Origin of the sequence: Brucella sp. NBRC 12950 (assembly GCF_030268145.1) — a bacterium.
Classification (GTDB): domain Bacteria; phylum Pseudomonadota; class Alphaproteobacteria; order Rhizobiales; family Rhizobiaceae; genus Brucella.
Genome location: NZ_BSQC01000020.1, coordinates 51,439 through 75,121 on the forward strand (window position 1 = coordinate 51,439; position 23,683 = coordinate 75,121).

The following is a 23,683-nucleotide window of genomic DNA, read 5'->3' on the forward strand; positions in this document are numbered from 1 at the left end:
TCAACTGCCAGACTGGGTGATGCAAATGTATTTGAGCTCCAGGAATTCTTCGATTCCATACTTGGAGCCTTCACGACCAATCCCGGATTCTTTCACGCCCCCAAACGGTGCGACCTCGTTGGAAACAAGACCTTCATTAACCCCGACGATACCGGATTCAATCTTTTCAGCAACCCGCCACATGCGATCGAGATCACGAGTGAAGATATAGGCAGCAAGGCCGGATGAAGTGGAGTTAGCGGCTTTAATGACGCCTTCCTCGTCAAAAAAACGCTGCACGGGCGCAACTGGTCCGAATGTCTCCTCGCTTTCGAAAAGCATGGTGGAGTCGACTTTTGTGAGGACGGTTGGTTCGAAGAAAGTCTGTCCGAGCTTGTGGCGCTTGCCGCCAACGACGATCCGCGCCCCTTTGTCGAGTGCGTCCGCAACGTGCCGTTCGACTTTTGCCAAGGCTGCCTCATTTATGAGCGGGCCTTGCTGGACACTCTCGGCAAATCCATCCCCAACCTTGAGTGCACCTACGGCTACGGAGAGACGTTCAACGAAGGCGTCATGCACATGGTCGTGCACGTATATGCGGTTAGGACAGATGCATGTTTGCCCCGTGTTACGAAACTTTGCATTGATGACACCTTGTACTGCGATATCGAGATCAGCGTCTTGAAAGACAATCAAAGGCGCGTTGCCACCAAGTTCCATGGCAACTTTCTTTACGGTCTGTGCTGATTGTTCGATAAGGAGTTTACCCACCCTTGTGGATCCGGTGAAGCTGATTTTCCTCACGATCGGGCTCGACGTCATTTCTGCGCCGATTGCTGTCGCATCGCCGGTGACGATATTAAGGATTCCCTTTGGAACGCCGGCACGCTCAGCAAGTTCAGTGAGTGCGAGAGCCGAATAGGGCGTGAACTCAGAAGGTTTCACCACGACGGAACAGCCGGCTGCTAAAGCAGGTGCACATTTGCGGGTAATCATAGCTGCAGGGAAGTTCCAAGGTGTGATGGCCGCGACCACTCCTATCGGTTGCTTAAGAACCATAATTCGAGACTGGGCCCTAGGGGACGGAATGACGTCGCCATATGTTCTTTTTGCTTCTTCTGAAAACCATTCGACGAAAGACGCGGCATATCGGATTTCGGCCTGACTTTCCGAGAGAGGCTTGCCCTGCTCAGCGGTCATGATCATTGCGAGATCTGAGAGATTTTCGATTATCAGCTCGAACCAACGGCGCAATACACTGGCACGATCTTTCGCGGCAAGCGCCGCCCAGCCAACCTGAGCCCGTTCGGCCGCTTCGATGGCGCGCTGTGTTTCAACACTTCCCATATTTGGTACTGTGCCAATTTGCAGGTTTGTAGCGGGGTCATTGACGGCCACAACATCGCCGCTGACAGCGTCCACCCAATCGCCGTCGATATAGGCCTTGGTACGCAACAAGGATCTGTCGCTGAGGCGCTTGGATAGGGGATTAATCGAGATCGTATGCACCGTCATAGTCAAGAATTCCCATTTTATCTTATTCTTTGTTTAGTGTTATAACAGATTCTAAATCGAAAATAGTCAAGCCCTGAAATGGCGGTAAGTGATGTTAAATGTCTGGCGTCGATCGAAGGCTAGTTTGCTCGATAAAGCTCAGGCGCGGCACATTATAGTTTCCGGCGTGCGACTATTCCGCTTGCGAGCGCTATGTTGGAAAGGCAGCCAATATGGCTGCCTTGATTTGCCTAATTAATCCGCTCGGCGGTGCACCACGTTGCGGTATCATCGAGAGCTTTGTGTAAGCGTTTTACGGTCTCGATTATTTGCACTTCGTTGATGATGAGAGGCGGACAAAGTGCTACGACATCGCCGATGGCACGAACAATAAGCCCATGTTCGTGGCCCACGGAGAAAGTCCGCGCGCCCGCTTTGCCGAATTGCGAAAACGGACGGCGTGTCTCTTTGTCCGCAACAAGTTCGAGCCCAGCGATGAGGCCTGTACCACGAACTTCCCCAACAAGGGGGTGTTCAGCGAGTTCTGCGAGACGAGCTTGGAAGAGCTCTCCCATTCGTGCGGCGTTTCCAACTAAATCGCGCTCCTCAATAATCTTGAGGTTTTCCAACCCCACTGCCGTTGCAACCGGGTGTCCAGATGCCGTGAAGCCGTGTCCGAAGGTACCGATTTTCTTGGTATTGTCTGCGATCGCATTGTAAACGGTTTCTGTGAATACCACCGCTGCGAGCGGCATATAGGAAGAGGTTAGCTGTTTTGAGACGATCATTATATCGGGCGTAAAACCGTATTTTTGGCAACCAAATGTCGTACCTAGCCGCCCAAATCCACATATCACTTCATCTGATACAAGGAGGATATCATACTTACGACAAAGCGCCTCAATCCCTTTCCAATAACCATCAGGCGGTGCCATGACGCCTCCGGCGGCCATAAGAGGTTCGCCGATGAATGCAGCAATTGTATCTGGACCCTCCTCCAAAATAACTTCTTCAGCCTCTGCAATAAGACGAGCGGTGAATTCCGCTTCCGTCTCATCCGGAAGCCCATAGCGGTAAAAATGAGGGCAGGTAAGGTGTCGAACGGGGATTGCAGGCAGATCAAAATCCCGATGATTGTTCGGTAAACCCGTCAAACTTCCAGAAGCAATTGTGATGCCATGATAAGCGCGATTTCGAGCGAGAAACTTCTTCTTTTGTGGGCGGCCCAGCGCATTGTTCATGTACCAGACCATCTTGATCATGGTGTCATTTGCTTCAGAGCCTGAACTTGTAAAGAAAACCCGGCTAAGAGGCGGAGGCGCCATCTCGACAATCTTCTCCGCCAAGCGAATCGAAGGCTCATGCGATTTGTGGGTGAAAGTATGATAATAAGGAAGCTTAGCCATTTGGTCAGCAGCTGTTTTGACCAGACGCGGCTCATCAAAGCCCACTGCGACTGACCAGAGGCCAGCAAGTCCTTCAATATACTCTTTTCCATTGCTGTCGTAGACGTAGATGCCCTTTCCGCGATCTATAATCACAGGACCATCGCGTTCGTGAGCGCGGGCATCCGTGTAAGGATGCAGTATCGTCGAAATGTCTGTATGGGCTAGAGAGTTGGAGAGCTTGCCGCTCATAGTTTGTGTCCTCCATTTGATTTTAATGATTTACAGCTGAGACCTAAAGAAACCGCCGTAATTGCCGCTGGAGCAGTTGTGTCTCCAATACAACAATTGACTGTTAGATAGGCGGAGATAAGCGTCTTGTGGCCCGCCGCAGTCGATAGTAGCTCGCGATCACGCGACGTGTTGATCTTCTGCTTAAGCCGCTTGAGGTTGAAGGCAAAGAAGGGTCACTCGTGCTGACGTCGATGATTGCATATGAGGCCTGGGTTTGAGTTCTGAGCACCTCGCTGGAGGCCGGAAACGAGTCATTACTCTGCGGTTGGACATGACTCCCTCTGCGACATTTGGAAGAAATTCCCAAGACTGTCTAGTGTTATAACAACTCGAGCATGCATCGTCATGTTTTTGGTGTCAAGACAAACCGTTCAGTGTTATTACTAATGACAAAAAGGAGCACGGCGTTGAAAAGTGAAGAACAGTCATTCGTGGGGTCAGATGAGCCAGAGCTTTCACAAGTGACACGAGATATGCTCCACGAGCAAATCTATGAAATGCTAAAGCGCAATCTAATGATGGGACGTTTCACGCCAGGGCAGAAACTTCCCTTGCGGGGATTGGCGAAGAGCCTCGGCACCAGTCTGATGCCTGTTCGCGACGCGTTACAGCGGCTGGAAAGTATTGGTAGCGTGGTGTCCACGCCAACTCGAACGATGATGGTGCCGTTGTTCACGAGTAAAGAATTAGCAGATATTCGTACACTGCGTCTTGTCCTCGAAAGTACGGCACTTGAGAGTGCAATAAGAAATGGTACGGATGACGAAATTGAAACCTTGAAAGGATATGTGGACGACATCTTCCGGTCAGCCGAAGCAAATAATCTCGATCTATTCCTGGTGGCCAACCATCATTTCCACATGCATATTGCCGAGATGAGCCGCATCTCTTTCATTTGTCAATTTCTTGAGACACTTTGGATGCATCTTGGTCCCTCGGTCCGTCGTTCCGTGCCGAATGAGGATCTCTTCCACAGTTCAGCGTTGAACCACAAGCAAGTTTATGACGCAATTCTCGCGCGTGATATTCTGGCTGCAAACGAGGCGCTGCAGAAAGACATTTCCGAAGGCTATAATTTCTAATAGTTTGGCCGTAGCTTAAAATCGACTTTACAGGAGCGGGCTGCCCGTTGCGCCAGTCTCACCGCTGAGTTGCCCTCTAAATCTCCGAACAAAAAGTGCCTGTTTTTCCGGTAGGGCAAGGACGTATCAAGTTCTCACATTGTGATTTCTAGAAACTACCTCGCTCTCGCGAGCACGCCCTCCCTAGCAATCAGGGGCAATAAACGGGAGTTTTTAAGAATGCGTATAGATGCTAAATATTGTCGGGAGTGGAAGAAAGGCACACACCTATCTTTCGCTTCCTTAGCAAGGAAATACCCGGAGTGTCACTGTCCAGCTGGTCCGGCTTTTCTACGCGGGATGATACTTAGTGAAGACTGCACCGTATCTCGGAATGGCGGGTTAAGCCGTTACCAATATGGTAACGGCTTACCTACCGCCTGACCCAAGTCCCGCGAGGACTGTATCAGGCACCATATCCACTCAACTTCTATGGCGGTCCGCGGTAACTTTTCGCCTGTCAAATTCGAGATTTACGTACTCATCGGGATGGGGATTAACTCCACTTCCAAACTCAGACGCCACAATTTTCCCGGCAGTTTCTGCTCGCGTGTCCAGCCCTTCGGTAAACATCCCTGGTCAGCAGTTCGACATGTCTGAAGATCGTTGGACATAACCCTATGGTCAGTTCTCTGCTTGAGCAATTATGCCGACTGTCCGAACGAATTGGAGTACGGTTCAGCGCGATGAGCGCGTATTTGTCGCTCCAACGCGAAAGAAACGTCAGGATACTGATCGCCCGCTGCGCGAAAGGCTCAGATCCCTGTCTTTGAGCAGCTCCGTAAAGGGGACCCATTCTTGATATCAACTAGTCGCGGGGCCACATTATGGACGAGCTATGCCGGTCGATTTCGAGAAACCTCACTCCGAGTATCGCTATGCTCAGCACGTGCTTTCGATATGACGAAGGCCCATTCATCCGGGACTTAAGCCCGCCTTTCGGCGGGCTTAAGTGTTTACCGTATGGTTCCTGGGCGGTTCCAGATGATGGTGAAGGTATTGGGATCATCCTGGCCTGTAGTCGGTCCAAGATTGGCGTGGATGCGGCGGGCGAGCTCAGGTGTATCGATCATCAGCGCGATATAGGTGTTACCTGTTGATTTGACTGTTCGGATCCAGGCAGCACCTACTTCGGCACGGTTTGACAGGATACGATAGTCAGGCGACTTCTCGCTGGTCTTTGTGATGGGCACCAGCTTGATGGGAGCGTCGATGGTTAGAGTGCGCAAGTAACCTTCGTAGGTGCCGTTTTCTTTGTAGGTGACGTAACCGATTGCAGACATTGTCTTACTCCTTAACCGAAGGGACTATTCCCTTCGTAAGAGATCGGTCGAACAGCTGATAAAGCGGATGCGCCAAGGTTTGGTTGAGCGTGTTTTGCAGCGTAGCGGCCGCGAGGAGACGAGAAGTCGGGGAAAACACGCGTTGCGTCAGCACAAGCATGGCCTTGCACATTCGCTGAAGCGGTTCAGATTTAACACGAAGGAAATAAAGTCCGCCGTTAAGAAGCAGCATGAACTGTAGCCGGTTCAAGCAAAAAGGGAACTAAGCCATAGACTTCACAGCAGGTCAAAAAGTCATCGACAAGAGACACATACAGTCCAGTTCGCAATGCGGATAGTCCAAAAACGCAGTAATAGGTCTGATTATGCGGGGAGATGCCAAATAAAATCTGCGAAACGAGCTTGACTGATCTGTGCCAATAGAAGGCAATTTGCCGTTCGAAGTCATTTCATGTCGCCTCGCTGAATCAGGTTCGCGATGAAACTGCCTGCTACACGAAATCAAGATTGACAAAACAAGAGCTCGCCAAGAACTGAGCGTTTTTCTTGATCGTTAAACTGGCCCCGCATGCAGGACATAGCTTTATCATCGATGCATTACGAGGATCTGCCTTCGTGCGTTTTAGATCCTTCCATTATTATCCGGTGGCCGATGGGGGCGTTTGACTCTCGGCCGACACCGGGGCGTGTTGTTTTCATCCATGAGATCGCTGCTTGAGCGCATCTATCAGTAAAATTTGACGGTCACTCATCCCCTGGTTGCCAATATGAAGCTTATGATCAGCGTTATATGGATACTCGGGCCTTTTCAACCTTGGCGAGCCTTGTTGAGCCGCCCTGTCTCAGCCCCTTAAACCCACCTATGTTCGATCAGGTTGGGTGTTGATGATAGCTTTTGAATAACTCTCGGCTTTCGTCGTTGAGGCGATCCTCGGCGGCCCGGAAGACAAGAGAATATTTCGATCTAAACATGCTTCGGCCTGTTCGATGCATCATCGTAAGCGCAATTAATTTGTGCGAGATGCCAATGCGGGCATCGCCTTCTGAGCGAACTTAAGTCGAACTGAAAAATTGAGGTAATTCCTGAACCGTGGTTGTAATGGTCAAACCCAGGTCTTGTTCTATTTATGCAACTAAAAATGGCATACTATAAAAACAGAAACCAATCGTTGACTTCCGACCAGGAGTCGTTTAAATAAAATATATCGATCTTTTGCTTGCCGAGCTTTGTCTATCGCGCGATTGGCACCGCGCTCTAAGCGAACTTCTCTTTCAAAATTATTCGGTTTTCACCTGCATTGCGTTTGCTATGCAGTCCCTCATTCTATGCTTTGAAAGGGTTCATTATGACCACCGGCACAGTAAAATGGTTCAATTCTACTAAGGGCTTCGGCTTTATTCAGCCTGACAATGGCGGTGCGGATGCGTTTGTTCACATCTCTGCCGTCGAACGCGCCGGGATGCGCGAGCTCGTGGAAGGCCAGAAGATCGCTTACGACCTTGAGCGTGACAACAAGTCGGGCAAGATGTCGGCCGGTAATCTCCAGGCTGCATAAACCAAACGACTATCCGCACTTTGGTGTTCAGAAATGCTCTGGCGCTATTTTCGGCACAAAACCAAGAAGGTCAGGCATATTGCCTGACCTTTTTTATTGCTTCGGGAGTCTGCGGTCCTGCTACGAGATGAGACGTTGTCAAGAAATGCAAACAATCTGGCGCGAAGCCGAGGCATGCCTTTGGAAGCACCAAATTACTATCCATATTTGGCAGGCGCGCTGCCGAAGTATTCGATTTCCCATCAAGAATGGACTGGAGCTGTCCCGGCGGCTTTGTGTCCGTCACATCTGCTAAGCCCTGAAAGATCGAGTGCTATGCCGATCGCAGAACGCTAAGTTGGCTCGACGACCAGTGTTACGGAGGTACAGCTACGCTCCTTGATGCGGAACTCTCGATCTGGTAATCCAAGCTGCAGCGGTCGTCTTTAACGTTATGAGCGCAATTCCGTAAAAACAGCAGCTCGACTTGCGCTCTATGCTTGTAATCTTCCTTTACTGTTCGGGAATTTCGCCGGGTTTGTAATTGGGTAGTCTTCCAGCCGGCAGGATGGATACAAGTGCAAGCCCTGCCATTATCAGGAAGCCGATTTTTAGCGCTAATAGTCTCGACTCGGTGTTGATACGTAATGCTTCCTGCTTTTGCTCGGGGGTTGCGGTGGTCGTCGCAATGACGCTTTCTAGCTGCTCATTGCTCACGAATGTAATGCTGTCCAAGTTGACTTCAGACTGAATTTCAATTGGCAATGTTGGGTTTTGAGCAAGTTGTCGCATAACTGCGCTACTGAGCAAACCGACCAGCAAGGCACCGGCGACGGCAGTTCCGACGGCTGCGGCAAGATTATTGGTCGTTCCACGCAATGAGCCAACATCCCCGGCGAGTTCTTTTGGAGACGCGGTTACCAACACGTTGAAAAGAAGTGTAACCAACGAACCCTGTCCGATGCCAAAAAGGATCAGGCCAGCCAGAACCGGGATCGAGCTCCAGTCATTCCGGACCACAAAAGCCAGCCAAATGAGTGCTACCGCACACAGACCAAAACCACAGCGGCCAATTTGTCTGGGCGATAGCTTGTCGTAAAACCGAACAATGAGCATTGCGGCGAAAAAGACCGTTAGATTGAATGGTAGCATTGCAACCGCGGTTGCAAGAGGCGAGCGCCCTTGGACGATTTGGATATAGAGCGGTACGGAGAAATTGAGCGCTGCCTCCAGTGCCACGACCGCGAACATTGCAAAGACTGCAGCACGTTCTTGTGGGGAATCAAGAACCTGAAGTGGCAGAAGTGGGGTCTTATTGCTAGCCTCGCGCCTACGCGTCCAAAGAAAGAATGCTTGCCCTAAAACGATTCCAATTAAAATGAGAACCGGTGCTGGCGATAGGCCGAGAATGTTGAATGGGGCAGAAGGTCTCGCAAGCATTAGTCCCCAGCCGTTGAGATTATTAAACCCGAAACTGATAGAGATTATAGCAGCAGCGGCCAGGATGACGCCGATGGCATCAATTTTTACCTCTGGACGCCCATGATCGGGTCGCAAACGAAAACTCAAAACAAAAACGAGCGCGGATACCGCAATCAGAATGCCGAAAACGGGCCGCCACCCAATATAAGTCCCGAGCACGCCGCCTATAAGAAACGCGAGAACTCCGGCACCTGCGCGGGCAGACCCCAATGCCCCGAGGGCGGTCGCTTGCTGACTTCCCTGGTAATTCTGTGCTATCAATGCGACCAGTGCAGGTACGATTACTGCGCCAGCCGCGCCGCAAAGGGCCTGGGCCGTTATCATCGCACTCGCGTTGGGGCTCAGAGTCATAAGAATTTGTGCACCACCAAAAACAATGACCGCCAACCGAAAGACCCGCAATGCTCCAAATCGTTGGACGAGCTTGGCGCCGAGCATAACGAAACCGGCGACAATCATTGAATATGCTACGATACCTGTAGCTACGACAGTCGGCGCAACACCGAAACTCTCGACCATGCCCCCGAGTGCGACAGGCAATGAGGCGACGTTAAAGGACATGATCGCCTGACCAAATGCGATAGCGACCATAGGAAGCCACGAGTTGCGATCCTCAGAGTGTAGTCCACCTGTTGAAGCTGCCATCGCCGATAATTCCCTCTCGCAATGTGATAGATCGATCGAAGTTCTCGACATTTTGGGAAGTGTTAAACCCCGCTAGGGGAAGACATAAGCAGATCGAGCCCGAGACGCTGCGATAGGAATTGCGCGGCCAATTGTCCCCGAACACTATTTCCTGCGTCGTCAAGGGGTGGAGCGAAGGTCCCGAGACCACCCTTGCCGGGTGAAACTGTCGCTATCCCGCCGCCGATACCACTTTTGCCAGGCAGGCCGATCTCATAAAGCCAATCTCCGGAGGTTTCATAAAGGCCCGCAGTTAGCATGACTGCAAGTGCGTAATGACAGACATCTGGCTTGACGACCTGCTCGCGTGTCAATGGGTTAACACCACCATGTGCCAACGTTGCTCCCATGACCGCAAGGTCCCTTGCACTGACATTCAATGAACATTGCCGTGTGTAGAGTTCGACCGCCTCAGTTGGGTCGCTGAAGATGCGCCCGGTGCTTTCAAGCATCCAAGCGATACTGCGATTGCGAAAATTTGTTTCCTTGGCTGAGGCATATACTTCCTCACTAATGGAAAGATCACGCCCGGCGAAACGGGACAAGCCCTCGTGAATAAAGCGCCATTTTTCTTCTCCATTTTTGCCTGGAACAAGACTGGTCGTTGCGATAGCCCCTGCATTGACCATCGGATTTGTACGACCGTCGGGGTTACGCTCGATACCAGCCAGAGAATTGAAGGCATAGCCGGTCGCATTTACGCCCAGACGTTCACGAGCGCCCGTCGCACCAATGAGATCGCAGATAAGGGCAAAGATAAATGGCTTGGAAACGCTCATAATAGTGAATTCATGATCAGCATCACCTACAGAAAATGTATCTCCGCTGACGCTAACAACACAAATCCCATACAGATCTTCCGAAACACTCGCCAAAGCCGGATAAACTTGAGAGTTTTGTCCCAACTTCACGGTTCGGAAACGCTCATGTGCTTCGATAATAAGTTTTTCAACCCTGTCAGAGGGGGGCAAACTTCCCGTAGAAATGAACGTTTTATCCGGATCAACAAGGGGATTAAGCAAATCCATGCATTACCCTTTCTGGCGGTTTCAAAGCTTATTTTATAAAACTTTAAAGATCATATGCTAATATGACCACAACTTCGCACGCAGTACAACATGAATCTAATTGTTTGCCAATCGAATATTATATTTCTCTCTATACATTATAAAATATTTGAAGAGCGGAAGATCAGTGGTTCAGGTTTGATATTCTTATAATGAACTAGCGATTTTAATCCAAAGGGGATGATTATTCGCTCTACAACGAATTGAGGTATAATTGGAAACTAGGTTCACCTTTATTGAAGCCACGGACGACCTGCGGCTATCTGGTACTGTCAATGTGCATCAAGCAGTCAGACGCATGAGGACTCCGCAGACATTGACGAAACGCTGCACTTGATTTTATTTTAAAGTCGTTCGCATGGTCCGATGGGAGAATGGGTTCGAATGGGTTTTCTTTAGTGGAGCTTTCGAACCATTTCGAAAGCGCGTTGTGCCGCGAGTTCTGGATCTTGCAAGGAATCTTCAAAGGCCCGCAACACGAATTGGGCCAGAAGAGTCTCTTGCTCGTGTGAAACTGGTTGGAATTCGAGTAGCTCGCAGCAACGATAATATGCTCGTTGCACGTTCTCGCGTTCATTTGAAGTGAGGATAGCTTTGTAGAGCTCGCTCGTAAAAGGCATTTGACTCTCCCGTTCAGAGATTTAACGGTGCAAAGCCGTTAAACCGCAAGCAATCTTTCGTTTACTCGGCATTGAATGACCTTATTCAGGTTAAACGTGAGTGCTGGCGCATTGGCCAGGAACCGTCCGTCGCCTTACTCTAAATGAGGCCGAGGAAATAAATGCGAAGCACTGGGAGGAATTTGGACCGCGTTCGACTTTGTCTGATCGCTATCGAAAGGATGACGGTAAAGCTTGTCATAAATAAGAAAGCTCAACCTGTCCGTGCTGAGATGCGATCGAAGCAGCTTAAGCTCAAACTGATCGGAATGCGACTTGTGCCCCGTTTAGTTGCGATCGCGTCGCTCAAGAGCGTTGCCGGGATCAGGCGTCTATATGCATCCTTATCAGGCCAGGTATTCCTACAGTTGACTTCGAACGAAAATATCGCGCCGAAATCAACCAGTGTTGAGCTTTGGAAGCTTTTGTGGTCGCTTGCCGTGTTGCGGGTTCGTTATGTGAAGCTTCGACGGGTATCGGATTGTAGCGGACTACGTTCAATAGCAGTAACATATGAGGGTTTCCGTCCGCTGAGGTTCCGTGGCGCGGCCATCTTCAAAGGCTTTGTATGCCACGATTTTAGTGCCTTTCAATAGGACTGACCCTCCACATCGCAATACCTTCGGGCGAACCATTTTCCGATACGACATCTCAAGATCGCATTGTTCTGCATGGTCCGCGCAAATATTGAATTGAATGCTGCCGTCAAACTGCTCATCGTTCGTTTGTCTAAGCGCCTAAGATGCCAAGCTCAACTGCGCGATCTCGTTTCACGCCTTTTCGATGAGATGATCGCCTGCTGGGCCCAAATGCTGACGAAAATGCTCAAGCGCATCCTCGGCTGGCAAACCTAACTCAGTCAGCCCGTGGAGATAATTTCGTACACGGTCTTCCCAGCTGATTTTATATGGCACGCCTAGGGGCCGCTGAAAACGGTGAAGCCATCGAAGGAAGGGGAGACAGAGAGTTTGTCCACCCGCCTGCCGGAATTTCTCATGAATATAACCCTCTTCACCACCAAACCCGCGGAACTGCTTGTTGTAACCAGGCCACGCCTGGCGCCTACAAGCGTAGAGGCCCAGTCCATGCATTGGGATTTCAAATGGGGCGCCATCAGGATCGAGGCCTCTCTCGTCTTCACCCCAATTGCCGTAGAATCCCGCGCGCCAAGAGGGTTCCATATGAGTAGCGACACGGTTCAACTCATCCCAGACCAAAGGCCCTTGAAGAAGGTCGTTTGTGTGCGGGTGCATTTGGAAATATTTGATTAGGCGTGAAACAGCGCCAGGGACAAGGAGGACGTGACAGTCGAGACTTAAGACATAATCGCTACTGGCCTCGCTCATTATATAGTCGCGGACTGCTGTACCACTTCGCTCACGCACTGGAATATAACGTAGATTCGGAGCCTTAGCTTCAAGTTGTCGAATGGGCTCGCCACACACGCCATCGGGATTGTTGTCAACGATGAGATACTCTACCTCGTCAACCGTTTCTGGATGATACATCCTTAAAGCCTGAAGTGTGAAGTAGACGCCGTCAAAATCATCATAAGTCGCCATTCCAATCGTCAGTCGGCGTAGTTGCCGACCTCTGGAAACGTTTGGATGAGAGACAAAGACATTTTCTTTCGACGTCGATGCAACTGGCTGAATGCTTGGCGCTTTTCCGTTCCGCCACTGTTGCCAAAAATCGGCCATGCCAGATGGACTTACATTATGTTTGGCATCAAGCGTAATGACAGACTGACGTGCTTGTTTTTGCTAGGTGACTTTGAAGGTGGAGGCAATTGTTTCTAAGATTCTGTTATTGAAACTTCAAACTATCCCATTAAAAGTTTTAGCGCAGCGGTTTGCACCGTGGACGGACGGCGCCTGAATTCATTGAGTGGAGTTTTGAATGAACCTGTATGATCTGATTGTGGTTGGTAGCGGGCCGGCAGGGCGGCGGGCCGCGATACAGGCGGCTAAACTCGACAAAAGTGTGCTTGTGATCGAGCAAGGTAGGCGCGTTGGCGGCGTTTCAGTGCATACTGGCACGATTCCCTCAAAGACTCTTCGCGAGACTGCGTTGAATTTATCCGGATGGCGGGAACGAGGATTTTATGGCCAGGCATATCGAGTAAAGCAGGAAATCCTTGCCGACGACCTACGCCGTCGTTTGTTGATCACGTTAAACCATGAAGTTGAAGTGCTGGAACACCAGTTTGCCAGAAACCGTGTCGCACTCATATACGGCCGCGCGCACTTTATCACATCCGATACGATGGAGGTGGTTAAGGAAGATGGTGAAACGACAGTCGTCTCAGCAAAATCGATTATTCTAGCCGTTGGCACGAAGCCGTTCAGACCAGATCACATTCCATTCGATGCCGAGGTGGTTTTAGACAGCGATGAATTACTCGATGTGAAAGAGCTTCCGCGTTCTATCGTCGTTATAGGCGCTGGGGTGATTGGTATTGAATACGCCACATTTTTTTCCGCCCTGGATACCGCGGTTACGCTAATCGATCCTAAAAGTACAATTCTAGATTTTATTGATCGAGAAATCGTCGACGATTTTACCTATCAGCTACGCGACCGTAACATGAAGCTTCTGCTCGGCCAAAGGGTGAATAAGGTTGAGCGACTTGCATCCGGTAAGGCCTCAGTTGTCGTTGACACGGGCCGCACGATCAATGCCGACATGGTTCTGTTTGCGGCCGGTCGCACGGGGGCGACGGGCTCACTAAACCTTGCCGCCGCTGGTCTTCACGCTGACGACCGAGGCAGATTGAAGGTGAATCCAGAAACATTCGAGACAGATGTGCCCGGAATATTCGCAGCTGGTGATGTGATCGGCTTTCCAAGCCTAGCTTCAACTTCCATGGAACAGGGGCGTATTGCAGCCCGTGTCGCAGTAGGAGCAATTGCAAAGGAGCCACAAAAATACTTTCCATACGGCATTTATGCTGTGCCGGAGATTTCAACATGTGGTCTGACAGAAGAAGAGGTGAAGGAGCGGGGCATTCCTTATGAATGCGGCGTTGCGCGTTTTCGCGAGACTTCGCGCGGTCATATTATGGGATTGGAAGCAGGTCTGCTCAAACTCATATTCTCGTTAAAAACGCGTCGTTTGCTTGGTGTCCACATTGTTGGCGAAGGCGCAACTGAACTCGTCCACATCGGTCAGGCTGTTCTCAATCTCAAAGGCACGGTCGAATATTTTGTTGAAAATACCTTCAATTTTCCTACATTGGCCGAAGCCTATAAAATAGCTGGGTTAGACGCTTGGAACCGCATGGGTGAAAAAGTAGAACTTCAAGCGCCACCACAATCGTGACCACTGCGATCCGCGCCGTGTTGCGCTGAGCTTCCAATCCGATCACCCAGAGCGGTTTATTCTAGTTTTCGTAGGAATATCCCTGAAATTAGGGATATGCATGCTGTTAGCGATTGCTTAAATTCCGTTGCGGGAGCGGGTTGCTTGAAATGATATTTTGAGTAAACTGCGTCGGGGCGGCTTGGAAATATTGTGAAATTACCGGATGGGTTCGGTGATTTTGCTTTTGTGTGAATAATTACCGCCTCCAATTAAAGAACGGGGCAGGTATTGATGTTAAATCAGCGAGTTACTACTGGAATAATTTCTATCGCATTTGCTGCTTGCGTAATCCTATTAGCGTTTCAGTCGACAGTATTAGCAAGCAAGATCGGTGAATTGCGTGTCGTCGGTTCAGACGGGAAGATAGTTACGTATTCATCACATGACCTTGCGAAGCTCCCGCAACATACGCTCACCACGCACACCGCATGGACTTCAGGTTCGCATGAATTTGCGGGCGTGCGCCTGGCCGATCTCCTGAAGGCTTCGGGTATCGAGCCCAAAGCAAAGGACTACTCGCATGTGATCGCATCGGCACTTAATGATTACGTCATAGATATACCGTTTGAGGATGTAGCAAAGTACGATGTGCTTGTGGCGACATCGATGGATGGGCAACCCCTTACAGTTCGTGACAAGGGGCCGCACTGGCTGGTGTATCCCAGGGATCAGTTTGAAGAACTGAGAGATCCTCGGTTCGATAACCGCTGGGCATGGCAGCTCAAAGAGCTGAGAATGAAATCACGATGATCCGCAACAGGGGCTTTATCGTTGCCACTTTTGCCATCGCGATTTTCGCAGTGATGTTGGTCTACGCGTTCCTGCAGCTCTATGCCGTTCACCGCACGCTTTCATCGACCACAGGTGAGAACATGCTGTGGAACGTTGCGCAGGCTGACAGAGCTGCTCGCAAGTTAACAGAGGTTCTTCTCACGGCGCCGGGAAAACCAGATGAAGCTCTACTATCTCTGCAATTTGACATCCTCTTTAGCCGTGTTCATCTCCTAAATGACAACCCACAATACTCATTTTACGTGGGGATTGATGGTCAGAAGCATCTCGAACAGATCGACCGAATTCTCGCAACGGCCCAGCAGGCGTTTGAGCGCGTGCCGCTTGATGCGAACGTTTTGTATGGACTTATTTCGCCGATATTCGATGAGCTCGATCGTCTCAGTAATAAAACAGTGATTGAACTACCCAGGCAATCAGGAAAGAAAATCGATAGGCAGCTCGAGACAATTTCATTGGTCATGACCGCTATTCTCGGGCTTCTTGCCTCTGGAGGCGCGTTATCCTGGCTTCTCGTAGCGAACATAAGAAACCTTAATAAGACGCAGTCCGAGTTGATGGTCCATAAGGAGCAACTTGAAGATACGGTTTCAGTGCGAACGACGGCGCTTCGGGTGGCACTCGATAACGAGCGCCAGACAATTGCAATCTACAAGAATTTTCTGACAACAGTTTCGCATCAGTTTCGTACGCCAATAGCGGTTATTGACATGATTGCGCAACGGTTTGTGAAGTGGCCTGAAGACGTCACGCGCGCTGTTCTAGTCGAGCGCTCCCAACGCATACGAACGGCCGTAAAAAGACTGGGGCTGATCATCGAAAGTACGATCAACAATGACCGTATGACGGAAGGCGGACTGGAGCTATTGGTAACACGCGTGAACTTCGTCGAAATTGTTCAGAATGCCTGTTCTTACCATAGTGATATTTACCCGAGCCGATTGTTAAATGTGACACTTGGTTCAGGCCCCATGTATATTGAAGGCGATGCGACGCTTCTTGAGCAGATAGTAGTCAATCTGCTGTCTAATGCGGAGAAGTATTCTTCCGCATCAACTCCCGTGGATGTTTGGGTACGGATCAGCGGAGAACAGATTGTCTGTTCAGTGACAGATTTTGGTATTGGAATTCCGGAGTGGGATCTCCCAAAAATCTACGACCGTTTCTTTCGCGCCAGCAATGTTTCCCATTTAGAAGGAAGCGGTTTGGGTTTAAGTCTTTCCCACACGCTTGCACGCCTCCACGGCGGCACGATTCATTGCAGAACATCGAAAAGAGAGACCACTTTTGAATTAAAGCTTCCAATGGGCGGATTAGGCAATGGATAATCAATACACGATTTTTTGCGTCGAAGATGAAGCTGACATTCGTGCCGAACTTATCTTCGCCCTCAAGAAATACAGATTCAACGTGTTATCTGCGTCGAGCGGTGAAGAGGCGCTCAACTCACTAAGAACAATTCATCCCGATCTTATCCTTTGCGATATACTGATGCCGGGATTTGGCGGGCTCGAGCTGCTGAAGCGGGTGCGTGAGCAGCTTGCACACCTTGCATCAACGCCATTTCTATTTCTCTCAGCTCTTGGTGACCGCACGCATATTCTTGACGGATTGAAACTCGGTGCGGATGACTATCTGACGAAGCCGATTGATTTCGAAGTGCTTGAAGCAAAAATTATGCGGAATCTCAACCTCGTTGAAAGAGCTAGAAACGCACCCAAGAAGCTCGTGGTCGCCCCTTCTCTCAAGCTTACGAAACGTGAAGTTGAGGTCTTGTCCCAATTTGCGCTCGGGCACACGAATGCCAAGGTCGCAGAGAATCTTGGACTGTCAGAATATACGGTCGGTGACCACGCGAAGTCTATATTTCGAAAATTGGAAGTGACGACGCGAACACAAGCAGTTCATGCTGCAATGTCTTATGGTTATATCTCCGTTAATTATGGTCGGAAAAACACTTCGAAGATTTCTAATTCGTAACATACCCCCTGATCGTGGGATTTCATCAACAATACCGCGATGATAGGCAATAGTCACAAAATAGATACTTCATCTATTCAGGAGGGGCTATTCCTGTGCGGTGTATTACTGCGTTAAAATTTGCGGTTGCGATTGGAGCAACTGCCACCTTGTTTTCTGCAACGGAATCGTTTGCTCAAAATACAATGTCGCCGGCTACAGACTGGACGGGTAATTATAGTTTTTCGTCTTCGACAGATCGAAACCTGCGGCTTTTGCAGGCCGATATGATCGAAAAGAGAGAGCAGGGCTATTATGAGTCGCTCGGGAAAACGACGCTCAACCAGACAATTACAAATCATACGACGACAAATAACAATATTGGCCAGAATACCAATGCGATCGGGTCGGTCAACAACACGACGACCAATATCGATCTCACAGGAAACAACAATAGCATAAACATCGATAGCAATTCCACGTCCAATGGTTGCCAGGATGGAAGTGTTAATATCGGCGAGTCCGGCACGATGTCATCGACTTCGGGCTGTCGATAGGAGCGGGTGATATTATGATATTCACGCGCACGATGACGGCGATTGGTTTTGCTCTGTCACTTTCAGCATGTACAGCGACCGCCATCACTCCACCAAAAATGAATGCGAAGTTGCTGGACGGGCCACCGATATCTGACATTGTTACTCCGTTTGACAGAGCTTTGACGTGCTTGAACGGACGCATCTCCAAAAATGTAATTTTTTCCGTTGGCGCGATCCTGGATCAAACTGGGAAGGAAAGCTTCACAGATGGTGGCGTGGGCAAGTTTGTGACGCAGGGTGCTGGTGACATGGTTCAATCAGCGCTTTTCAAAGCAGGAACGACGATTGTAAATCGTCGCGACCCGCGCGTGACCACGACGGAAATGGAATGGAAGATCCGCGACAACCGGCGAATTATTCCGACAAGCTATTATGTCACGGGCAGTATCAACAGCCTCGATTTTATTCCAGGAGGAGGTGTCGAGGCGGAAGTGGCAGGCGTTGGTGCGAAGTATCGCCAGAACAGAATGTTGGTTGGTATCGATCTGGCTCTCACCGATGCGGCAAGCGGGCGTATTGTTGCGAACGTCCCGATCCATAAGCAGATTTACGCCAGTGAGTACGGCGCCACTGCCGGACGCTTCTTTGGCGATACATTGGTGAACGCACAGATAGGTGGTCGTGAACGCGAGGCGCTGCATTTTGCGCTGCGTCAGATGCTTTATCTTGGCACATTTGAACTTCTCACCCAGGTCATGGCAGCGCAGAACTATGCCGACTGTCGGGCATACATTGAGAAAATGCATGGCGATATAGAAGGTACCTCCACCGGCAAAGCTGTTGCAGCACTGGCGGAGAGAAAGGCGCAGGCGCCGCAATCGGCAAACGATTTGCCAGTTGCCCCAACGGTTCCAACAGTAACCCCAACCGCCAATCCGCCGACGCCTGAGAAGGACGTTCCGAACAATCTGCAGCAGAAGAGCCTGATGAAATGGGATGCTGCCAAAGGTGGGTGGGTTCCCGGAGACAGCGGCGCGGAAGCCTCTGGTTCTTGAGCACTTGTTCCTGCGAGGCGGGAAAACCGTGTGCACCCCAGCACATGACATTGAACGAAACCGGCAGGTCTGGGGGCTGCCATCGGGAGACGACAGATGAAGAAATTTCTAGTATCGACATCGACTGCAATGCTACTTTTGGGCGTTGGCACCGCATCCAACGCTCAAACACTCTCTGACACAATCGGACAGCCAGTCATTGATCAGATGCGCCAGTTCGAGAACGGCAACTGGATTAATCGTGCGGTTAACACCGGCGAAATCGACGGCTCGGTCAATATTATCGGAGTTCCGAACTTCGAGGCGACCCGTGAGATCAGCGGCTCGATCGACACCGGACTGTCAGCTGGGGTGGATCTTGAAGCCGTTTCGGTTGATATTACCAATCCGCTCGCAAGCGGCATTGAACTCGGTGTCGATGTGGATGCCCATTTGAAGGCAAATGTTTCTCTTGAAGAAACAGTTAAAATTGGTGGCGCCATTGTCAAGTCGACAGAAGTCATCAAGACGGTAGCAGCCGGTGCAGTCAATACGGGTCATATTGCGACCGCGGTGTCTGCTGCAAACACTTCGACCACAACTTCCATGGAAGTATCGCTGACGGATCTGAAGTATCTCGACGGTGAAGTATCTCAGGCATCCGCCTCAACTTCAAGCACTGCCGCAGAAGCGCTTGCTGCGGATGGTACATTCGCGTCTCTGGGCAATCTCAGTCTCGGTATCAACAACACGGTCGCAAGCTCGACCTCTGGTCCCGCGCTGGGCGTCTATGCCGTCAATGAAGCCTTCAATAATGCGGACATTAATGGTTCGGTCAATATCCTGAGCAATGGCACCGACCTTGCAGGTATCTCTACTGTCGCAGCAGGTGCTGTGAATACCGGAACGATATCGCTCGGCTTTGATGGCGCAGCCCTCAATAGTGCTCTTAACGGCGGTGGAAACTGAGTTAGCCCCTCGCACCGCTAAAAAGACTGCGACCAATGTTTCAGACTGGCCGTCCTGCCAGGCGAGGTGAGGGTCGCAGTCTCCTTCTCAGAAAGTACAGACCATGAAGAAAGCCCTGACAATTGGAATGCTGTTGAGTTCCGCTGTACCAGTGTTTGCAGCTGATCCTGTTGTTCCTGACCCAATTTCTGCTCCACCTGTCTATCAGGCGCCGCCAATTTGGACGGGCCTTTACATCGGCGGACAAATTGGCTGGGCACGCGGGCAGTCTGCGCCTCATGTGCCCGTACGTTCGACGCCCACGCCGGTTGATCCATCAACCCCGATAGAACCAGAAATACCGGTTAACCCGTCCTGTAGCCTCGGTGATTTTGCCTGGGCCACGGCTTCAACAAAAAACACTAAAGCAGTTGCTTTTGCCGATCCCTGCGAAGCCTGGGCAACAGGCTCAACGCCAAACACCAGTGCTGGTGTTAGCGTGACGCAGGACACAGTTGAGACGCTCTCCGCCGATCAGCCGCCCTCGCTTAGTTCCGACAGTTTTAATGCGCGAAGCATGGCAGCTGCAGGTGAAAGCACGCAAGCAGACGTGATCACCTATAGTTCGGGTGGTCGCCGCGACACCTTCATCGGGGGTGTACATATCGGCTATAACCATCAATTCGAAAACAAACTTGTGCTGGGAGCAGTCGCTGATATCAACTTCCTAAAGTGGGATCGTTTCGTTGATGCGAGATATCAGGCCCATAGCTTGGAAATGCGCCAGTCACTCGACTATATCGGGACTATACGGGCAAAATTTGGTTACGCTGTTGATCGGCTTCTGGTTTTCGGAACAGGCGGCCTGGCATATGGTGGCGTCGAGAATGAATTCTCAATAGACGGATCATCTGTGGAAACCAAACGCAATGTGCGGTTCGGTTATAGTATCGGTGCCGGCTTAGACTACAAGGCCTTTGAGAATGTGAGCATTGGTGCGGAATATCTATTCACGGACCTTGGCAAAAAGTCGAACAACGAAGTGTTTAAGGACAATGTGAGTTTTCACAGTGTTTTCCTGAAGGCTTCGTATCACTTCAATTAAGTTCAGAGCGCAATAGGGGGACTGCGGACATAAATTACGCGTATAATCGCGTCCACAGTCTCTCCATTTTTTGGGAGTCAAAGAGCAATGAGCGCATTGATGATCAATGTTCCCACGAAAGCTGTCGAGGAGAATGGTTATAGTGCCGAATGTGAGTTCGCACTCGAACCTTCCTTCTCTCGCCTGGTTATCGAGGCAAAAAAGGCAGGTTGGGATGAACTGCAAATCGCTCTGTCGATTATATCGCATTGCGAATTACTGATTTATGGGTCGGAGACAGAACGGACCCTGATATAGTTTCCACGCGATATATTAGCCGTCATTAACGTCTCTTAGCAGCAAAAACGACATTCGCTGCCCTGGGTCGGGCAGCGCGTTTAAGGCTGATTTTTCACATCTCATATTGCCGACAATCTGGTGGGCCAAACATTTGCGAGGCGCAGATGGCTTAACCCAGATCATGTGCGTTCATTCTTTATGAAAGTAGAAATTCTCTCAGCAATCATGATTGTCGGGAGATTCGTGTTCGCACAAGGTATAGAAGGCATGAGAGAGGCGTCACAAACGCGAAGTCCTTCGACGCCATGAACTTTGCCGGTTGAATCTGTGACAGCGTGGGCGTCGGTGACGGCCCCCATCCGACACGTACCAGATGCATGCCATGTCCCTCCTACGTGCCGGCGTACGAAGTCTGTGAGCGCCTTATCGTCATGAAGCAACGATAGAATTTTTATTCCTGGTGTGACCAATGACTGTATGACAGCTCCACGTGCGGGGCCAGCGATGTCTAAGAGTGCAGCAAGGGCTCCTCGTTGTACCGCATTCCACAGGCTTGGCACGGCAACACGCGCGACGCGCGGCGTATAGCTCGATGGAAAGACGTTACATGCAAAATCGCGCATGTATTCGTCGGCAAAGATAGCAGCCCCTTTTCTGACTGCATCTTTCAATCTTAGAAGGTCTCGTTCATCGCTTAACATCCGGAAATCGACGTCAGGTTCAATGGTCTCGTCTTTGGACGAAAGTTTGACGCTACCTCGTGAGTAGGATTTATTCACCCAGAAGAACAAGCTTCCAATGCGGTGGCCGACACAATGCCAGCCCGAACGCGAAAGTATCGCTGCATGCATGTCACCCTTGGGTGTGGCAGGCAATCCGGAAGAGTATCGCCAGATTGCTTGTTCGTGATGTTCTTCAGGATATTTATTTCGCCCAGCTCTGTGCAAGTAAGCTGCAACCGCAATAGATGGATGCTCCATCAGGTTTTGCCCAACACCTTCAAGTGCATGAACGATCGGGATGCCCAACCCCATCAGATCAGTGCTGGGCCCCACACCTGAGCGCATCAGCAATGCAGGCGAATGAATTGCTCCTGAGGCAATGATCACTTGCCTTGCCGTAATGACGAAGTCGGGGCTTTCCTCATCGTTTGATTTGATAACAGCGCCTGTCGCGGTTCTATTGTCAAACAATATCCGGGACGCTGTGAAGCCGGTCATAATTTTCAAATTCGGGCGTCTTCGGACGTTGCTGTCGAGATATGCGATCGATGTTGGCAATCGTTCGCCCTGATCGCTGACGGCAACCGCTCCTCGAAAGGTTCCATCCCGCCATTCGCCGTTTTGATCGGCCCCGATTGGCCAACCCTTTTTGTCGAGCGTTTGCATCACACGTTTCACGAATGGCGAAATATGCATATCGTCAATGCGTCGGATGGAAATTGGGCCTTCTTGACCGTGGTTCTCATCAAAAAAGTCGCGATCAGATTCTATCTTACGAAAATAGGGAACACACTCGTCCCAGCTCCAACCCTGCGCACCTAGTTCGTGCCACTCATTGTAATCTTCAGGTGCACCACGATTGGCCATCAGCGCATTGATCGCAGATCCGCCGCCGAGAATTTTCGCTTGTTCGTAGCGGCGTAAGCCACGACGGTCGCCTTGTGGGAAGAACGTGCCCATACGAGCCTGCAAGCCACTCCAGATGTTGCGGGTGTCGAGATAGGCCCGCCCTGGATAGCGGCTACGAATGGCGTCCGGCATATCGGCATGGGTGATGTCGCGTCCTGGTTCGATTAACACGACACGTTTTTTCGGATTTTCAGACAAGCGGGCAGCGAGAACGCAGCCTGCCGAACCTCCACCAAGAATAAGATAATCCGTCATCATATCGAGGCCTGCTTGCGGCGTTGCCGTCCGCCGCTCAGGGCTGCAAGCATCACGACGATGAACGAAACGGCAGTGAGCAGCGAACTGATCGATGCGATCGTTGGGTCGATCTCGTCACGTAGTGCTGTGAACATGCGTTTGGTAAGCGTTTGGTATTGTCCACCAGAAATGAAGAGCGATACGACGGTTTCATCAAGGGCAGAGATGAACGCGAAAAGCATGCCTGTTATGACGCTTGCTTTGATCTGTGGGAGGGTCACTGCAAAGAATGCACGGAAGCGGTTCATCCCCAGGCTTCGGGCAACCATCTCCTGTGTCGGGTCGAATTTCCGCAAGCCTACCAACACCGATGTTACAACATAGGGCAGCCCAAGCATCAGATTGGCGAGAATGAGGCCCGATAGCGTCGCGAGCATTCCGATCTTTGCATAGACAAAGAACACGCCCACGGCGGTGATGACGATGGGAACGACGAGGGGCAGCAATAAGACCACCTGGACGCTCCGCACAAGCTTTGAAGACGTAAGGTTCAGGGCATATGCTGCAGCCGTTCCGATGATTGTGGATAAAAGGGCGCTGCCGAGGGCGACGATTAAGCTCACTTTCGTGGCCTGCATCCAGGCGGTGCTCGTCAAATAGCTTTCATACCATCGAAGTGACCAGCTTGGTGGTGGAAACGCCAAAAATCTCGTACCAGAAAAAGACATTGGAACAATGATGAGGATAGGTAGGACGAGCCATACCAGAACCATCAAGACGACCGAGATGAGGATGATACGCGGGACTGACATG

18 protein-coding genes are annotated in these 23,683 nt (G+C 50.5%); 10 read left to right on the plus strand and 8 right to left on the minus strand.

Features of this window, described 5'->3' with window-relative positions; genetic code table 11:
- Both QSJ70_RS24880 and QSJ70_RS24885 read right to left on the minus strand, forming a co-directional pair.
- Positions 1-1,494 (minus strand): NAD-dependent succinate-semialdehyde dehydrogenase, encoded by a 1,494-nt coding sequence (locus tag QSJ70_RS24880; protein ID WP_285540554.1) that lies wholly within the window; start codon positions 1,492-1,494, stop codon positions 1-3.
- A 230-nt stretch (positions 1,495-1,724) separates the two neighbouring features.
- A complete protein-coding gene (locus QSJ70_RS24885; protein ID WP_285540556.1) occupies positions 1,725-3,110 on the minus strand; it encodes an aspartate aminotransferase family protein in 1,386 nt (461 codons plus the stop codon).
- 449 nt (positions 3,111-3,559) lie between these two features.
- Between QSJ70_RS24885 and QSJ70_RS24890 the strand changes: the two genes are divergently transcribed.
- The gene (locus QSJ70_RS24890; RefSeq protein ID WP_285540558.1) at positions 3,560-4,234 is read left to right on the plus strand and encodes a GntR family transcriptional regulator; all 675 of its coding nucleotides are present in this window, start codon (positions 3,560-3,562) and stop codon (positions 4,232-4,234) included.
- A gap of 995 nt (positions 4,235-5,229) precedes the next feature.
- Here the strand turns inward: QSJ70_RS24890 and QSJ70_RS24895 are convergent.
- On the minus strand, positions 5,230-5,556 hold the full coding sequence (locus tag QSJ70_RS24895) for a DUF736 domain-containing protein (protein ID WP_285540560.1): 327 nt from the start codon (positions 5,554-5,556) through the stop codon (positions 5,230-5,232).
- A 1,346-nt stretch (positions 5,557-6,902) separates the two neighbouring features.
- Between QSJ70_RS24895 and QSJ70_RS24900 the strand changes: the two genes are divergently transcribed.
- Positions 6,903-7,112: a cold-shock protein gene (locus QSJ70_RS24900; protein ID WP_285540562.1), complete on the plus strand. Its 210-nt coding sequence runs from the start codon at positions 6,903-6,905 to the stop codon at positions 7,110-7,112.
- 492 nt (positions 7,113-7,604) lie between these two features.
- Here the strand turns inward: QSJ70_RS24900 and QSJ70_RS24905 are convergent, their stop codons facing one another.
- The 3 genes from QSJ70_RS24905 to QSJ70_RS24915 all read right to left on the minus strand — a co-directional run bounded on the left by QSJ70_RS24905 (position 7,605) and on the right by QSJ70_RS24915 (position 12,683).
- Entirely contained in the window at positions 7,605-9,218 is a 1,614-nt protein-coding gene (locus tag QSJ70_RS24905) for an MFS transporter (RefSeq protein ID WP_285540564.1), read from the minus strand.
- A gap of 62 nt (positions 9,219-9,280) precedes the next feature.
- Positions 9,281-10,285, minus strand: a complete 1,005-nt coding sequence (gene glsA, locus QSJ70_RS24910; RefSeq protein ID WP_285540566.1) for a glutaminase A — start codon at positions 10,283-10,285, stop codon at positions 9,281-9,283.
- Positions 10,286-11,753: 1,468 nt separating this feature from the next.
- Positions 11,754-12,683 (minus strand): glycosyltransferase, encoded by a 930-nt coding sequence (locus tag QSJ70_RS24915; protein WP_285540568.1) that lies wholly within the window; start codon positions 12,681-12,683, stop codon positions 11,754-11,756.
- A 199-nt stretch (positions 12,684-12,882) separates the two neighbouring features.
- On the opposite strand from QSJ70_RS24915, the gene sthA reads away from it, so the two are divergent.
- From sthA to QSJ70_RS24955, 8 genes are all read left to right on the plus strand, one after another.
- Positions 12,883-14,304, plus strand: a complete 1,422-nt coding sequence (sthA, locus tag QSJ70_RS24920; protein WP_285540570.1) for a Si-specific NAD(P)(+) transhydrogenase — start codon at positions 12,883-12,885, stop codon at positions 14,302-14,304.
- 273 nt (positions 14,305-14,577) lie between these two features.
- Entirely contained in the window at positions 14,578-15,096 is a 519-nt protein-coding gene (locus QSJ70_RS24925) for a putative pterin-binding protein (protein ID WP_285540572.1), read from the plus strand.
- A complete protein-coding gene (locus tag QSJ70_RS24930; RefSeq protein ID WP_285540574.1) occupies positions 15,093-16,466 on the plus strand; it encodes a sensor histidine kinase in 1,374 nt (457 codons plus the stop codon). Before QSJ70_RS24925 ends, QSJ70_RS24930 begins: the two co-directional genes overlap by 4 nt.
- Positions 16,459-17,118: a response regulator transcription factor gene (locus QSJ70_RS24935; RefSeq protein ID WP_285540577.1), complete on the plus strand. Its 660-nt coding sequence runs from the start codon at positions 16,459-16,461 to the stop codon at positions 17,116-17,118. The genes QSJ70_RS24930 and QSJ70_RS24935 overlap by 8 nt, the downstream gene beginning before the upstream one ends.
- A gap of 266 nt (positions 17,119-17,384) precedes the next feature.
- Positions 17,385-17,654, plus strand: a complete 270-nt coding sequence (locus QSJ70_RS24940; protein ID WP_215781505.1) for a hypothetical protein — start codon at positions 17,385-17,387, stop codon at positions 17,652-17,654.
- Between the two features lie 14 nt (positions 17,655-17,668).
- On the plus strand, positions 17,669-18,691 hold the full coding sequence (locus QSJ70_RS24945) for a CsgG/HfaB family protein (RefSeq protein WP_285540579.1): 1,023 nt from the start codon (positions 17,669-17,671) through the stop codon (positions 18,689-18,691).
- A gap of 96 nt (positions 18,692-18,787) precedes the next feature.
- Entirely contained in the window at positions 18,788-19,639 is an 852-nt protein-coding gene (locus QSJ70_RS24950) for a hypothetical protein (RefSeq protein ID WP_215781508.1), read from the plus strand.
- Between the two features lie 103 nt (positions 19,640-19,742).
- Positions 19,743-20,723, plus strand: a complete 981-nt coding sequence (locus QSJ70_RS24955; protein ID WP_285540582.1) for an outer membrane protein — start codon at positions 19,743-19,745, stop codon at positions 20,721-20,723.
- Positions 20,724-21,181: 458 nt separating this feature from the next.
- Here the strand turns inward: QSJ70_RS24955 and QSJ70_RS24960 are convergent, their stop codons facing one another.
- Positions 21,182-22,891, minus strand: coding sequence for a GMC family oxidoreductase (locus QSJ70_RS24960; protein ID WP_285540584.1), 1,710 nt, complete (start codon positions 22,889-22,891; stop codon positions 21,182-21,184).
- The gene (locus QSJ70_RS24965) at positions 22,888-23,682 is read right to left on the minus strand and encodes an ABC transporter permease (protein ID WP_285540586.1); all 795 of its coding nucleotides are present in this window, start codon (positions 23,680-23,682) and stop codon (positions 22,888-22,890) included. Before QSJ70_RS24965 ends, QSJ70_RS24960 begins: the two co-directional genes overlap by 4 nt.
- Position 23,683 lies beyond the last annotated feature (1 nt).